The organism is Chloroflexota bacterium (genome assembly GCA_026708035.1).
Lineage (GTDB): Bacteria > Chloroflexota > UBA11872 > UBA11872 > UBA11872 > JAJECS01.
This window is the reverse complement of the sequence record JAPOVQ010000013.1, coordinates 82,738-98,580: the sequence shown is the minus strand read 5'-3', so window position 1 is coordinate 98,580 and position 15,843 is coordinate 82,738. Positions and strand designations below refer to the sequence as shown.

Genomic DNA, 15,843 nt, shown 5'->3' with positions numbered 1-15,843 from the left:
CGTGGACGTTTACACCGCCACCACAGTTTCGGTATCCCCCGCCGCCAGGGCGTTCATGTAGGCGAGGATGAGGTCTTTGGTGCGGTATTGGCCGTTGAACTGGGTTTGGTCTTCGCGGCGGACGATGGGGAAGGTGTCGAGGACGTAGGCGGCGTCGGCGCGGTCGAGCCCGTAGAGGTGGAAGTAGAGCGCGTCGAGGCGGGCGCGAAGGTGGCGGCGGTCTACCTGTTCCCAGATGAAGGGCGGGCCGCCGTAGCCGAGGTCGCGGGCGAAGGGCTCCATGTCGTGCGCGGTGTAGATGAGGCGCAGCACGTGGTCCCGCACCAGCTCGGCGGCGGTGACCTCGCCCAAGCGGCGTTCGTAGGCGTCGGGTGCGATGACGGGGAGCTGTTCGAGGAGGTACCAACTGAGGTTGGTTCCGTGCATCTTCTGCCGCGTCGCAAAGTCAAAAGCGTGGCTGTTTAGATTGGCTGTGAGAAGGCAGGCTTCGCGAGAGCCGAAGCCGGACTCCGGCATCAACAGAAAGACGCTGTGGCCGAATCCGGCTCGCGGCACGATCGTCGCAATCATGGTCCTGATGTCCGTTGGTCGAGCGATAGGTCGATATGCAATGGTCCAAGGCGATTTTCGAGGCATTTTCTGGCTTACTTCGAGGTCGGGTACGAAGTGCCTGACATTCGGATGGAAATGTGGATCTTCGTGCTGCGCTTCGCTCACTTCCTCGCTCAGATAGGGATTGTGCGTGCTCTCAAGGTTTACGCGGACTGAATTGGCCCGATGGTCGAAGTGCTGGATTACCCGTCCTTGGTAAAGCGGAAGGTATTGCTCTGGCCCCTTCTTCCAGATATTGCCCTGCAGCGGATAAAACCCCTCTTCCTCCAACTGAGCTGCCGTGCGGAAGAGGTGGGAGTCGGACGTCATGTTGAACAGACCTTGCAGGTACCGCACGGGCCAGGTTCGGCGCTCCTCGCGGCCGGATCGGTCCACCAGCACGGGATGGTTGGCGTAGATGCGGCGGGTGATCTCGGCGTCGCGGCGGGTGCGAAAGATGGGCGCGGTGCCGGTGTTTGGGTTCACCCGCGCGAAGTCGTCGGGGGAAAGCGCGAAGCAGCGGTCGGGGTCATTGATGGTCTCGGCGTCGTGGAGGAAGAAGCCGCACCGGGTCTCGGCGAACGTGCGCTTGGCCCCGCCGAAGACGAGGGCGCAGAACTTGAACGACGCGTGGATGTCCTTGAAGAAGATCTTCTTGTTCTCGAAGTCGAACAGGCCGCCGACGCGCCCGCTCGTGGAGACGGTCTTGAAGAACCGGGCGGCGGTCTTGTCGGCGTAGATGCCGGAAGGCGTGAGTAGGCCCACGAAACCGTCGGGCTTGACCAGGCCCATGGCGCGCTCGACGAATAGGGAGTAGAGATTGATTCGGCCGCTGCTCAGCAGCGGATATTGGCCACCTGCCCTGGCAAAGATGCGCATCGCAGTGGCCCTGTCGCGAGCTCGCGTGTACTCAAGAGCCAACTCATCATCTGCGTCCAATCGCTTCGCGATCAGGGCCTTGCGCGCAGCTCCAGTACTCGCGAGCGCCACCTCATTGTCGCGTAGGGCAAACCACTCAACTTCCTTCTGTTCGATCTGGTCCCAGGGCGGATTGCCGATTACGGCGTCGAAGCCGCCCACCGGCTCGCGGCTCTGCCAGTTGCGCCACACCCCGGGGAAGGCGACCTCCCAGTGCAGAAACCCCTCGCGGTCGGCGACGGACCGCGACTGAGTCCAGCGGTCCGCAAAGCTCTCCCAAGCGAGGTCCCGGCTGATGGTCTCATCGGCGGCCTCCGGGCCTCGGGCGAGCAGGTCGAAGGCGATGCTCGACTCGCGTCCCAGCGTCTCGGCGAGAAGACGGTTTACGTCAGCTTGCGCGCCCTTCTTGAGGCCGGCAGTTTGCCAACGCAGGCCGGAGAGGAAGTCCAGCACACCGCGCAGGTCCGCCGTGGCTTGCTCGACGTCCTGGAACAACCCGGCCGATTCCTTCACCTCGGCTACGTCGGCATCGGAGAGCCGCTCGATGCGCTGCATGCCCTCCGTGGCGTTTTCGGCCCCGGCGATGAGGGTGCTGGCGCTGAGACCGCCCAATCGCTGGAAGTCCTGGCGCGCGTCCAGCACCCGCAGGCCCAGCAGCGAGTCGCCGCAGCGCAGGTGGTGGTCCAGGAACGACAGCGGCGCGCCAACGGTGAAGCTGTGCAGCCACAGCGACACCTTGGCCAGCTCCACGGTCAGCGGGTTCTTGTCCACGCCGTAAATGCAGCGCTTGAGCACCATGCGGCGAATAATGTTCTGGTCGCTCAGCTGCGCCTCGTCCATGACCCACTTGGGGTTCCGCGCACGCTGCAACAAGTCGTCCCGAATTCGCGCCACGCGCTCCAGCAGCGGCGACTCGTAGGCGTCGTCGCCGTCCAACCAATCCGGCACCGCCGGGACGTACTCGATCAGGTCCGCGACGTAGTCGGCCAGGTAGTCGACGGCGGTGACGAGGAAGTGACCGCTGCCCATGGCCGGGTCCAGCACTTTCAGGTCGAGCACCGCCTCGGCGGGATCCAGACGTCGCAGCTCCGCTTTACGATCGGACTTGCGCCGACGGTCGCCCTTGAGTTGCATCGCCTTTTCCTCGAACGCCTTCAGGCGCTCTTCGACCTGCGGTTTCAGAGTCTGGTCCAGGATCAGGTCCACCAGCTCCTGCGGCGTATAGAAGCTGCCGCTGTCCTTGCGCGCGAAGGGATTGAGGCGAGTCTCGATTTCGCCGCGGCTGTTGCGAACCGGCTCCCGCTCCAGCAGGCGCTCGTAAATGGAGCCCAGCTGCTGCACCGTCATATCGCGGTAGTTGACGAACTGCCGCCGGCCCGCCGCTTCGGTGTGGCTCAGATCGTGGACGATGGGGGCGAAAGCCGCGTCGGATAGGCGCACCTTGCCCAGCAGCGGCGCGGCGCCGGCGGCGAACAGGCCGCCGTTGTATGGCGGCAGACCAATGGAGTCGTCGCCGGCGTCGATCTGGCGACTCAGCGTCATCACACGGTCGTAGTAGTTGCCGGCGTGGGAAGAGAATGTGTCTCCGGCGTGCATCCGCCGCGCGATGTCGTCGCGGACGCGCTTGCGCAGCCCATAGTCGTCGTAGCGGGTGTCGCTCACCGGCAACAGGCCGCGGTCCTCGGCGTAGAGCACGAAGAGCAGGCGATAGAGCAGCACCAGCGCCGCCTGCCGCGCGTCGGCCAGGCTCCCGCCGCCGGCATCCAGCAGCGCCTCGATGAGGTCGGGAAAGGCTCGCTCGAATACCACGCCGGACAGGTCCTCGGCGACGCGCTGCTCGTAGCGACGTCCCTCGGCCAGCGCGGATTCCACAAATGTGGTTGTCGCACCCGGCTGTTGCACGAAGGCGTCGCGTCGGAACAGAAGAAAGAAGGTGCGGAGGCCATCGGCGGCGGAGGGACCCCCCTTACCCCGACCCTCTCCCCCAGGAGAGGGAGTCCGAGCCGGATTGACGGAGGGGGCCGAGCCACTGCCAGCAATGAGCGCCGCCAGGTCGGCCTCGAAATAACCGGTGGCGCGGGGACGCGCCCGCTGGTCGTAGAGCCGCCAGACTCCGCCGTTGGTGAGAATCCCCCAGTGCAAGCGGCCATCCGTGACGGAGTCGGCCGTCCTGAGATAACGCAGCATCTGGCTGTGTGGCCCAGGATCCCGGTGTCGTGGTGGCCTCACCGCAGGGACATCGAGCATGGCGGTCTGTGTGGCGCGCACTTTGAGGATCTCCAGGCTGCCGGGAGCATCGAGCGGGCGGCCGAGTCGTTTGCTCTCGCCGACGACTAGGGCATCCAGGAAGCGGTCGTCCGAATTACTGTTCGATGCGGCCCGCATCTTGGCGTCTGCATCTGCGAACAGCAGCAAATCGGGAACATCCTCGCCGTGCCTGGTGCTCTGCTGCGGCAGGTAGTCGGCCCAGCCGAGTAGCTCAAGCAGGGGACCGATCAGATCCCGCTCGGTAGTCGCCTCGTTGGGGTCCTGGTAGTGGGCGAAGTCTTCGAGCAGGCGGCGCGCGCCGTCGCGGAACTGGTTGAAGGCGTCGGGATGGGCGCGCGTGGCACGCCAGTCCTCGGTGGACTTGATGGCGTCGGTGAGGAAGTACTGGGTGAATAGTTGGCCTTGCACGTCAGTTGGTCAGTGTGGCACGGGGTGGGCGGTGGAGGGGCGGCCTCGGTACCACCGTTCATGGTTCGACAGGCTCACCACGAACGGTGGCGGCCTGTGGCACACGAAGGCTAAAGACGGACTACCGCGGCGGCGATTCGTTCAGCGACTGCAATGGCCTTCTCGGCCGCTTCGATGTCCGGCTCTTGAGCGGCTTCCGATGGATATCGTGCCATCGCCACGTATGGGTTCAGGGTGATGGCAGCAGGTCTGAGGTTCGCGAAGGCTGGATTGATGCCAGCACATAGTCCGATGAGATAGCCAAGGTCGTGGACAAATCGGAACGGGACGTCGTGAGCGACCAGATAGCCCTTGAGGTATTTCTCCGCGCATTGCTGGGCGTGGAAGCAGGCCGCGGCCGGAATCGGCCGGTCGGGCCCGAGTGCACGGCGAGCAATCTCATAGTCCTCGTCGGCTTTGTCGAACCAAGCCTGCTCAGGCGGCGTGGCGGTCATAGAGGACTTCGGAGTCTTCCAGCATGCGGCTGATCATGGAGTTGGGGTCCTGGCGGTATTTGGCGACTACGTCGGCTGAACGGATCAGAACGTCGACCGGGAGTAGGAAGCGCTCGGCGATAGCGAGGCGGATGGCGTAGCCGTCGCGGCCCTTCTCGTCGTTGTGTCGCAGGACGACCAGGAGATCCAGATCGCTGTTTTCGTCGATATCGCCGCGGGCGCAGCTGCCGAACATGATGATTTGCTCCGGCTCGAAGCGCTCGACGATTAGCTGCGTGACGGCCTCGATAGTCTCGCGGTTGAGCGGGTCTTCAACGATGCGCATTGGCGTATGTGGGGCCGTTCGCTCGTCGGTGTTTCCGACGGCGCGGGCGTTCGTGTAGGCAAGGATAAGGTCTTTGGCGCGGTTGCGGCCCGCGATTGGGCTTAGTCGTCGCCGCGACCAGGTCGGCGGTCGCCGCTTCGGGCTTGGTACGGAAGCCTGCGGCCGTTCATGGTTCGACGGGCTTACCACGAACGGGAGGGCGGGGGCATCGCGAACGCGGCCGGGCCTGGGTATTTGAGACTCCTCGCTGCGCTCGGAGTGACAGAGGTGCCCGGGCTGGCGCCAGACGGCGAGGGGCGGGAAGGTGACGGAGGGGTAGATTCCCGCCTTCGCGGGAGTGACGGAGGGGCGACGGCCGGGAAGAGTTGACAGGCGCGGTGGTCAATGGCCTCCGCATTAGACTCCTTGCTGCGCTCGGAGTGACAGGGTGGGTGGTTCGGGTGCGAGCCGCGGGCCTGGATTCCGGCTCAAGGCCGGGGTGACGGGTTGGGCGGGTCGGGCGCCCACTAGGGGCGCCCCTACACCGAATACCTCCGGGCGTGCCGGACGTGGTCGCGGATGACCCCCTCCCCAGCCCTCCCCCTTCCAGGTGGAGGGAGCAAGAGGCGCTCCCGTGGTGGGGGGCGTGGCGAATGGGTAGCATGGGCGTTCGGGGCCCGTGTCTGCGGCCTGATTTCATTCTCGGTGAGCGACTGGTGCGGCTGCGACGCGATATGGCGGCGATACATGGATACGTGCCGGGCTTGCAGCCCGGCGACGGCGGGTGGATCAAGCTCAATACCAATGAGAGCCCCGAGGCCTCCCCGGCGGCCGTCGCCGCCCTGCGCGAGGCCGCCGGCGCGTCGATCCGGCTTTACCCCGATCCGATCAGCCGCGAGTTGCGGGAAGTGGCGGCCCGCCGCCATGGCCTTCAGCCCGAGCAGGTCGTCTTCGGCAACGGATCGGACGATCTGCTTAACCTGCTGATTCGCGTGGCGTGCGATCCGGGCGACCGGGTCGTTGCGGCAACGCCGAGCTACTCGCTCTATCCGGTGCTGGCCGCGATCGGCGGCTGCGACATCCGCGAAGTGCCGCTGGGTGACGACTTCGCGCTGCCGGTGCGCCAGCTGGCCGCGGCGCGCGGCAAGATCACCTTCGTCGCCAGTCCCAACAACCCGGCGGGCACGCACTACGGGGGCGACGACCTGCGCTGGCTGGCGTCGCGCGTGAATCTGCTGGTCATCGACGAGGCGTACGTCGAGTTCGCCGACCGCGACAACGTCGATCTGCTGCGGGAGTGCGACAACGTGTGCGTGACGCGCTCGTTCTCCAAGAGCTTCGGCCTGGCGGGATTGCGGCTTGGCTATGCGCTGGCAAGCCCCGAGCTTGCCGACGCGCTGCTGCGGGTGAAGGACTCCTACAACGTCAGCCGCCTGGCGCAGGCCGCCGGGCTGGCGGCCCTGGGCGACCTGGAGTGGGCCGATCGCCACTGGACGGCGATTCGTCGCCGTCGGGACGCGCTGGCCGCGACGTTACAGGAGCGATTCGGGCTCAAAGTCCATCCATCGGAGGCAAACTTCGTATTTGTCGAACTTGACGGGTACGATGCCGCGGATGTTCAGCGCCAGCTTGAAGATCGCCGCATTGTGGTCCGGCGTTTTGCCGGCGATCCGCGCATCGCGAATGCGCTCCGGATCTCGATTGGCTCGGCGGAAGACATGCAGTCGTTCATGGCCGCGTTCGGCGACGTGCTCGGGCACGAGGTCGGCGCGGCGCAATCTTGTGACACCGATCCAAGGTGACATGGCCCACCGCCGGTGGGCGTCGAGGGGGGATTAGGTCTTGGAAGGTCTAGTGTGGGTCGTCCCGGCGGCCATCGTGGTTTCCGTCGCCGTGGTCGGGTACCTGGTTCGTGATGTCCTGACGCGGCCGGTCGACCGGAGCGGCCGCAGCGCCGAATTGATTCCGGCGGTCCAGGGGTTGGACGACGCGGAGCGGAACAGGCTGTTCGCGTCCATGCAACTCAACGGTGACCGCATCTACGAAGGCGCCACGGCCTTCCTGCGGCGGCAGTACCGCACCATCGCGTTTCTCGCGTTGTTCGCGGCGGCCGGCTTGTCGGTGCTGCTGTTCTTCTTCGGCGCCAACGAGGCCAAGGGCATCGAGGCGGGCGACATTGCCTGGCGCACCGGGGTTTCGTTCCTGGTGGGCGCCGCCGCCTCCGCGCTCTCCGGCATCATCGGCATGATCGTGGCGGTCAAGTCCAACGTGCGCACCGCCAGCGCGGCCACCAAGTCACTGGGCGACGCGCTGACGGTGGCCCTGCGGGGCGGGGCGGTTTCGGGCATCTTGATCGTCGGGCTGAGCCTGCTGGGCGTGTTCGTGCTCTTCGCCCTGTTCGATGGCTTCGGCAATCCCACGCGCGCCCCTGAGTTGATCGTCGGCTTCGGGTTCGGCGCCAGCTTCGTGGCGCTGTTCGCGCAGCTGGGCGGCGGCATCTACACCAAGGCCGCCGACGTGGGCGCGGACCTGGTGGGCAAGGTCGAGGCCGGCCTGCCCGAGGACGACCCGCGAAATCCCGCGGTGGTGGCCGACCTGGTCGGCGACAACGTGGGCGACTGCGCCGGACGTGGCGCGGACCTTTTCGAATCGACCGCCGCCGAGAGCATCGGCGCGATGATCCTGGGTGTGGCCGTGTTCAAGGCCATCGAGGCCGCGGCTCCCGGCACAGCGGGCGTCGAGTGGATCCTGTTCCCGCTGGTGGTGCGGTCGTTCGGCACCATCGCGTCGGTCATTGGCCTGCTCGTGATCCGGCCCGAGAAGGTGCGCGACGCGCAGAAAGCGCTCGACATCGGCTATTGGACCACCGCGCTGTTTTCGGTTGTTGGAATGGCGATTGCGGTGTTCGTGATGCTGGAATCCGCCTGGTTCTTCCTCTCCGGAGTAATCGGCATTCTCACGAGCGTCGCCTTCGTCTACATCACGCAGTACTACACCGCGGGCTCGTGGCGTCCGGTGCGTGAGATCGCCGAGGCGTCTCGCACCGGTCCCGCCACCAACATCATCTCGGGAATGGCGCTCGGCCTGGAGAACACTGCCGCGCCGATCATCGTGATTTCGATTGCCCTGTGGACCTCGTTCCACACCGGCGTCGAGGGCTTCGCCGCGCTTGGCATCCCGATCGGCATGTTCGAGGCCGGCGTCTTCGGCACCGCCGTCGCCACGATGGGCATGCTCATGAGCGCCGCCTACATCCTGGCCATGGATACGTTTGGTCCGATCTCGGACAACGCGGGCGGCATCACCGAGATGGCCGAGGCGCCCGAGGACGTGCGCGAAATCACCGATGGGCTCGATGCAGTCGGCAACACGACCAAGGCGCTGACCAAGGGCTACGCCATCGCCTCGGCGGCGTTGGCCGCGTTCCTGCTGTTCAGCGCCTACTTGGAAACGGCCGACCTCCACAGCGTCGACCTGGCCAAGGTCGAGGTCTTCATCGGCGCCATGCTGGGCGCCATGCTGGTGTTCCTGTTCAGCTCGCTGGCCATCCGCGCCGTCGGTCGCGCCGCGAGCACGATGATCCAGGAGGTTCGGCGGCAGTGGCGCGAGAATCCGGGCATCCTCGAAGGCACCGTCGAGCCCAGCTACAGCCAGGCGGTTGACATCAGCACGCGCTCGGCGCTGCGAGAGATGATCCTGCCGGGCCTGCTGGCCGTTCTTATGCCGGTGGTCGTGGGCCTGGTGCTTCGCGCCGAGGCCGAAGCCGCCTTCCTGATGGTGGGCACCATCGCGGGCGTGCTGCTGGCCACGGTGATGAACAACGGCGGCGGCGCCTGGGACAACGCCAAGAAATTCATCGAGGCGGGGAACCTCAAGGACGAAGACGGCAACCCGATCGGCAAGGGCACGCCGGAGCATGCGGCGTCAGTGGTCGGCGACACCGTTGGCGACCCGTTCAAGGACACGGCGGGTCCTTCGCTGCACGTGCTGGTGAAGCTGCTCAGCACGATCACCTTGGTTCTGGCGCCGGTCTTTGTCGTGACCGCGTAAACCGGGGCAGTGCTGGTCGAGGCGGCTCTGTTGGGCGCCGTGCAGGCGCTCACGGAGTTTCTGCCTGTGAGCAGCTCGGCCCACCTGCTGCTGACGCCCGAGTTCGCGGGGTGGACCGACCCGTTTCTGTCGGGCCTGCTGCTCAGCGTGGCTTTGCATCTGGGCACCGCGCTGGCGCTGGCCGTGGCGCTGTGGCGCGACTGGTGGCGGCTGGCGCTCGGTGTCGTGGGACGAGGAGCGGATGTGGCCGTGTCGCGCCGCGTGGCGGCGGCCATCGTGGGGTCGACGGTGCTCGTGGGCGCCGTGGCGTTCCCGCTGCGTGACGTGCTGACGGAGACGCGGACGCTGATGGTCGCCTCGATCACGCTGATCGCGTTCGGTCTGCTGCTCGCCGCGGCCGATCGCTGGGCGCCCACCCGCACCACCTACGACAGCACGCGGCTGCCTGTGTGGCTCCTCGTGGGTCTGAGTCAGCTTGTGGCGCTGATCCCGGGCGTGTCGCGCTCCGGAATCACCATGACCGTGGCGCGCCTTCTTGGCGTCGAGCGCCACGCCGGGGCGCGATTCTCGCTGCTGCTGCTGACGCCGATCGTGTTGGCGATCGGCATCGTGGAACTCGCCTCCGTCACCGGCACGGACGCCTTCGAGTCGGTGGTGGGCGCGCTGGTCATCGGTGCGTTGACGGCGGGAGTGGTCGGAGTCGCCGTCATTCGCGTCTTGCTCTGGTTCGTAGCCGCCCACAGCCTGCTCGTCTTCGGCGCCTACCGGGTGGCGCTTGGCGCCGCGGCGCTCGTGGTGCTTGCCCTTCAGCCCTGATGGCGCCCCCCATGTCATTTCGTGCGGAGCGAGAATTCTAAGGGTTGCTCCACGGCACGGGGCCGCTGGCAGGCCCTACTCCGCCGGAGTCCGGCCGCTCTGATCGTCCACGACTGCGGCGGCGCCCCAATGCGCCCGTATAATCGCGTTTAGCCACCTGAGGCACCGCTTGATGCGCCTGGGCCTTCTCAACGCCACCGGCTACACCGGCGGCGAGATGATCCGCTATCTGGCCGGCCACCCCGACCTGGAATTGACGAGCCTTACGGCCCGCAGTCAGGCCGGCTGCACCGTCGGCGAGGTGCTGCCCTGGGTCCGGGCCACGGCGCGGCCCGATTACGCGGACCTGCGGCTGACGCCGGAACTTGACGGGTCGGTGGACGCCGTCGTGTCGTGCCTGCCGCACAACGCGTCCGCGGCGCAGTTGGCGCCGCTGCTCGACGACGGCGTGCCGGTGGTGGACGTGAGCGCCGACTTCCGGCTGCACGACCTGGAGGTCTATCGGCAGTGGTATGGCGAGCACCCGGCGTCGGAGTGGATCGCCGACGCGGTCTACGGCCTCACCGAGTTCCGGAGGGACGACCTGCGGCGCACCAACCTGGTTGCCAATCCCGGTTGTCATGCCATCGCCGCGGAGCTGGCCATCGGACCCGCCCTGGCGGCGGGGCTTGTCGAGCCGGCGGTGATCGTGGACTCGAAGACCGGCGTCTCGGGCGCCGGGCGGCGCGCCGAGTCGGCCTTCACCTACTCCGAAATCAACGAGAGCGCAGCGCCCTACAACGTCGCCGCCCACCGCCACGGCCCCGAGATCGCGCAGGAGCTGACCATGCTCGCGGGGTCCCCAGTGCAGGTCACGTTCGTTCCCCACCTGGTGCCCATGACGCGCGGCATCCTCTCGACGACCTACGCGCGGATTCGGGACGGCATTGCGAGCACGGATGTCGACGCGGCGTACGACGACCGCTACGGCGGCGAGCCGTTCGTGCACCTGGCCGACGAGCCGCCTCGCACCAAGTGGACTACCGGCACCAACCACTGCTTCGTGCAGGCGGTGGCCGACGAGGCCACCGGTACCCTGATCGCCATGAGCGCCATTGACAACCTCGGCAAGGGCGCGGCGGGCGCCGCGCTGCAGAACGCCAACTTGATGCTGGGCCTCGACGAGCAGGCGGGGCTCGGCATTCCGGCGGGCTATCCGTAGATGGGCGCCCTTCCCGAAACGCTTGACGGATTCGCGGTGATTCCCGGCGGCGTGGTGGCGTCGCGCGGGTTCAAGGCCGGGTCGATCGCCGCCGGCATCAAGGCCAGCGGCGCTCTTGACCTTGGGGGCATCTTCAGCACCGTCGCCGCATGCACGGTGGCTGCGACGTTCACCACCAACCGCGTGAAGGCCTCGAATGTGGAGATCAACCGCGCGCGGGTCGCGGATGGCCAGGCGCGCGGCGTGGTCTTCAACAGCGGCAACGCCAACACGTACACGGGACCCGAAGGGCGCGCCGATGCCCGGCGCATGGCGGAGCTGTTTGCCGAGGGACAAGGCGTCGCGCCCGAGGAAATCCTGATGGCGTCCACCGGCGTGATCGGGTTTCGGCTGCCCATGGATCGCGTGGCCGACGGCATCCGGCGGCTCGAGTTGAACTCGGTCGACGGGATCGATGTCGCCACCGCCATGATGACCACCGACGCCTATCCCAAGACGATTGCGGTCGAAGTGCCGCTGTCGACCGGGACGGTGCGGATCGGCGGCGCCGCCAAGGGCGCCGGCATGATCCACCCCAACATGGCCACCATGCACTCGTTCATTACGACCGACGCCGCCATGGACGCGTCGGTTGCCCGCGACGCCCTGCGCGCGGCGGTCAACGACTCATTCAACGTGATTTCCATCGACGGCGATCAGTCCACCAGCGACACGGTGCTGCTTTTTGCCAACGGCGCAAGCCGAACACCGCCATTGGAAGGCCGGGATGCGGAGCGGTTCGTTCACGCGCTCGGCGCCGTGTGCCGGCATCTCGCGCGGGAAATCGTGCGGAACGGCGAGGGCGTGACCAAGCTGGTCACGATCGAGGTTCGGGGCGCGGTGGACGCGGCCGATGCCCGGCGCGCCGGACGCGGCATCTCCACGTCGCTGCTGGTCAAGACGGCGGTATTCGGCGGCGACCCCAATTGGGGACGCGTGGTGTGCGCGCTCGGGAACAGCGGGGCCGAGTTCGATCCCGAGGCCCTGGACATCTGGATCGGGGACACCTGCACCGTCGAAGGCGGGCGCATCCAGGACTACCACGAGCCGGACGTTGCCGCGCACTTGCGCCAGTCGGAGTGCCGCATCGCGGTCGATCTGCATGCGGGGCCGGCCAGGGCCACAGCCTGGACCGGCGACCTCTCGCACGACTACGTCACCATCAACGCGGAGTACATGACCTAGCTCGTGGCCGCATCGCCGAGCTCAGGATTCGACCACTTCCGGGGACGCTATGTCGTGCTCAAGGTCGGCGGCACGGCGGATGTCGAGCGCGGGCGGATCGGCGCCGACGTGCGGGACCTGGTCGCGGCCGGCGCCCGGGTCGTCATTGCCCATGGCGGCGGCGACGCGCTCAGCGACTATCTGGCGCAGCGAGGAGAAACTCCGACCTGGATCGACGGGCTGCGGGTAACGTCCGCGGCCACTCGCGACGCCGCCGTAACGGTCTTTCGCGGCATGGTGGCTCCGGCGCTGATCGGCGAGCTTGTGGCCAACGGCGTCTCGGCGGTCGGCATCGCCGGAAATGACGGTGGTGTGATCCGGGTCGAGCAGCAGTCGCCGGCGTTGGGATACGTGGGTCGCGTGCGCGAGGTGCGGCGCGGGTTGTTGAACGACCTCACCGAACGCGGCCACGTGCCGACCATCGCCCCGCTGGGCCTGGGAGCCGACGGCGAGCTTTACAACGTCAACGGCGACGAGGTCGCCGGGGCCGTGGCGCGCGCGGTCCGCGCGGATGCCCTGCTCTTCCTCACCGACGTGCCGGCGGTTCTCGATGGCGACGGACAACCGATTCGCGACCTGCCGGCTGGACGCGCCGCCGATCTGATCGCCGAGGGCGTGATCCGCGACGGCATGGTGCCCAAGGTCCGTGCGGCGATGGACTTGCTGGACGCGGTCGCCGCCGTTTGGATCACCGACGGCCGGCAAGCTCACGCCATCCGGCAAACTCTGGTCGGGGGCGTCGTGGGCACGCGTATCGTTGCCTGACGCGCGCGGTTGGGATCGCCATATAATCCCTGCCAACCCGCACGGCTAGAGTTCATCCATGACCCAATCAGCGACGGACTGGCAGGCACGCGAAGCTCAGGTCTATCACCAGACGTTTGCCCGCGCTCCGGTCACCCTGGTTCGGGGCAGCGGCATGCGGGTGTGGGACGACGCCGGCAACGAATACCTGGACTTCGCCGCGGGCATCGCGGTGAACGCCGTCGGCCACGCAAATCCCGACATCGCCGATGCCGTGGCCGAGCAGGCGCGCACCCTGGTCCAGGTGTCCAACCTCTTCTACACCACGCCCCAGGTCGAGCTGGGCGAGCGGTTGACCGGTCACTCGGCGCTGGACCGGGTGTTTTTCGTCAACAGCGGCGGCGAGGCCACCGAGACCTGCGTCAAGATCGCGCGCAAGTGGGGCCGGCAAAACCGCGACCGCGCGACGGGTGTGATCACAACGCTGCGCGGCTTTCACGGGCGCTCGCTGGCCATGACGGCGGCCACCGGCACGCCGGCCTATCACGAGCCCTTCGAGCCGATGCCGGCCGGATTCACCCACGTGCCCTACAACGACCTGAACGCGGTGCGCGACGCCATCGACGACTCCACCGCCGCAGTGATGCTGGAGCTCATCCAGGCCGAGGGCGGCGTGTGGGTGGCCGACGCGGACTACGTAACCGGACTCCGTGAACTCTGCGACGAGCACGGCATCCTGCTGATTCTGGACGAGGTGCAGACCGGCATCGGGCGCACCGGCAAGCTGTTTGCCTACGAGCACTTTGGCGTCACGCCCGACCTGATGGCCCTGGCCAAGGGGCTTGGCGGCGGGCTGCCCATCGGGGCCGCGCTCAGCACCGAGCGGTGCAGTGTGCTGCGGCCAGGCGACCACGGATCGACATTTAGCGGCAACCCGCTCGTCTGCGCCGGCGCCCGCGTGGTCTTCGATCACGTCACGGCTCCGGGATTCTTGGCGGACGTGGCGCGCAAGGGCGACCACGCTGCCGCCGAGTTGCGGCGCCTGGGCCGCGAGACCGGTGAGATCACGGACGTGCGCGGGCTTGGGCTGCTGGTGGGTTTCGATCTCACGGGCCCCGAGCGCGCCGATCACGTGATTGCGTACGCGCGGGATCACGGCGTGCTGTTGATCAAGGCCGCCGCGGCGACGATTCGCCTGGTGCCGGCGCTGAACATCAGCGATGCCGAGTTGGACACGGGCCTTGAAGTCATTGGCGCGGCGCTGCGCGCCTAGCGCGGGGCGCCGGACCCCGCGCACGGGCTGAGATCGCCGGCATGTGGGGCGGGCGCTTCGAGTCGGAGCCCGCCGACGCGGCGCGGGCCTTCACCCGCTCGTTTCCCTGGGACCGGCGGCTCTATCGCGAAGATATCGTCGCCAGCCAGGCGCACGCCGCCATGCTCGGCGCGCAGGGCATCATCGACGCGTCCGACGCCGAGGCGCTGACTGAGGGGCTCGACCGGCTGCTGCAAGAGCTCGACGACTCCGGCGGTCCCGTTGACGCCGGCGACGAGGACATTCACAGCTACGTGGAGCGCGTCCTGATCGAGCGGCTCGGGGATCCCGGGCGCCGCTTGCACACCGCGCGCAGCCGCAACGACCAGGTTGCCACCGACATGCGGCTCTACGTGAAGGGCTTGACGCTTCGGATCGGGCGCGCGCTGGCGGACCTGATGGCCGCGCTCGTGGACCGCGCCGAGCCGGACACGGTCGCGCCGGGATTCACTCATCTTCAATCGGGTCAGCCGGTCACCCTGGGGCACTGCCTGCTGGCGATTCACGAAATGCTCAGCCGCGACCTCGACGGCTGCTACCAGGTGTTCGCCCTGGCCGACGTATGTCCGCTCGGGAGCGGCGCTCTGGCGGGCGTGCCCTATGACATCGATCGCGAGCACGCAGCGCATGCCCTGCACTTCAGCCAAATCACCCGCAACAGCATGGACGCCGTGGCCGACCGGGACTACCTGCTGGGGTTACTCAATCTCGGCGTGGGCATCCTGCTGCACCTGTCGCGGTGGGCCGAGGACCTGGTGGTGTGGGTCTCGCCGGGATACGCGCTGGTCGAGTTCGACGATGCCTACGCCACCGGCAGCAGCATCATGCCGCAGAAGAAGAATCCGGATATCGCCGAGCTGGTGCGCGGGCGCGCGGGCACGGCCATTGGCATCGCGTCGGGCATGGCCGCTACCGTCAAGGGAGTACCGCTCACGTATGGCCTGGACCTCCAGGAAGACAAGCAGGCCTTGTTTCGCATGGAGGACGTGGTGCTTCCCACGCTGGAGATCATGCGCGAGGCCATCGCCACGCTGCGGTTCAATCGCGAGCGCATGGCGCAGATGGCGACGGCGGGTTACGCCACGGCGACCGAAGTCGCCGACTATCTGGTCGAGCAGGGCGCGCCGTTTCGCGAGGCCCACGAGATTGCGGGCCGCGTCGTCTCCGCGGCGATCGCCGCCGGCGTCGAACTCGTGGCGCTCACCGACCACCAGCTGCAAGCCATCGATGGCCGTCTTTGTCCCGAGCTCCGGGAACGACTCACCGCGGAAAGCTCGGTGGCGCGACGGGACGTGCCGGGCGGCACCGCGCCGCGCCGGGTGAGCCTGGCCATCGCCGACGCGCAGGGGCGCATCGAACTGGAACGCGGCCGCCTGCGGGAACTCGCCACGAGCGGGCTTCCCGCCGCGCTGACCCCCTGGAGATAGGCCGGGCCGCGCGGTGACTCTCGCTGCTACTCTTGCCTGCCTATCGC

Annotated in this window: 11 protein-coding genes; 8 read left to right on the top strand and 3 right to left on the bottom strand. The window is 67.5% G+C overall.

Annotated elements, in window-relative coordinates; translation table 11 throughout:
- Positions 1–9: 9 nt before the first annotated feature.
- The 3 genes from OXG33_05600 to OXG33_05590 form a co-directional block, all read right to left on the bottom strand.
- A complete protein-coding gene (locus OXG33_05600) occupies positions 10–4,185 on the bottom strand; it encodes an Eco57I restriction-modification methylase domain-containing protein (GenBank protein MCY4113403.1) in 4,176 nt (1,391 codons plus the stop codon).
- Positions 4,186–4,295: 110 nt separating this feature from the next.
- Complete coding sequence (locus OXG33_05595; GenBank protein ID MCY4113402.1) at positions 4,296–4,679, bottom strand: HEPN domain-containing protein; 384 nt, start codon at positions 4,677–4,679, stop codon at positions 4,296–4,298.
- Positions 4,660–5,004, bottom strand: a complete 345-nt coding sequence (locus OXG33_05590) for a nucleotidyltransferase domain-containing protein (GenBank protein ID MCY4113401.1) — start codon at positions 5,002–5,004, stop codon at positions 4,660–4,662. Before OXG33_05590 ends, OXG33_05595 begins: the two co-directional genes overlap by 20 nt.
- A 695-nt stretch (positions 5,005–5,699) precedes the next feature.
- Here OXG33_05590 and hisC point away from each other — a divergent pair.
- The 8 genes from hisC to argH all read left to right on the top strand — a co-directional run bounded on the left by hisC (position 5,700) and on the right by argH (position 15,796).
- A complete protein-coding gene (gene hisC / locus OXG33_05585) occupies positions 5,700–6,785 on the top strand; it encodes a histidinol-phosphate transaminase (protein ID MCY4113400.1) in 1,086 nt (361 codons plus the stop codon).
- A 40-nt stretch (positions 6,786–6,825) separates the two neighbouring features.
- A complete protein-coding gene (locus OXG33_05580; protein MCY4113399.1) occupies positions 6,826–9,033 on the top strand; it encodes a sodium-translocating pyrophosphatase in 2,208 nt (735 codons plus the stop codon).
- A 30-nt stretch (positions 9,034–9,063) separates the two neighbouring features.
- Positions 9,064–9,849, top strand: coding sequence for an undecaprenyl-diphosphate phosphatase (locus OXG33_05575; protein MCY4113398.1), 786 nt, complete (start codon positions 9,064–9,066; stop codon positions 9,847–9,849).
- 172 nt (positions 9,850–10,021) lie between these two features.
- Entirely contained in the window at positions 10,022–11,050 is a 1,029-nt protein-coding gene (gene argC / locus OXG33_05570; GenBank protein ID MCY4113397.1) for an N-acetyl-gamma-glutamyl-phosphate reductase, read from the top strand.
- The gene (gene argJ / locus OXG33_05565; GenBank protein ID MCY4113396.1) at positions 11,051–12,274 is read left to right on the top strand and encodes a bifunctional glutamate N-acetyltransferase/amino-acid acetyltransferase ArgJ; all 1,224 of its coding nucleotides are present in this window, start codon (positions 11,051–11,053) and stop codon (positions 12,272–12,274) included.
- A 3-nt stretch (positions 12,275–12,277) separates the two neighbouring features.
- Positions 12,278–13,078: an acetylglutamate kinase gene (argB, locus tag OXG33_05560; GenBank protein ID MCY4113395.1), complete on the top strand. Its 801-nt coding sequence runs from the start codon at positions 12,278–12,280 to the stop codon at positions 13,076–13,078.
- 58 nt (positions 13,079–13,136) lie between these two features.
- On the top strand, positions 13,137–14,330 hold the full coding sequence (locus OXG33_05555; protein ID MCY4113394.1) for an aspartate aminotransferase family protein: 1,194 nt from the start codon (positions 13,137–13,139) through the stop codon (positions 14,328–14,330).
- Between the two features lie 41 nt (positions 14,331–14,371).
- Positions 14,372–15,796 (top strand): argininosuccinate lyase, encoded by a 1,425-nt coding sequence (gene argH, locus OXG33_05550; GenBank protein MCY4113393.1) that lies wholly within the window; start codon positions 14,372–14,374, stop codon positions 15,794–15,796.
- Positions 15,797–15,843: the final 47 nt, after the last annotated feature.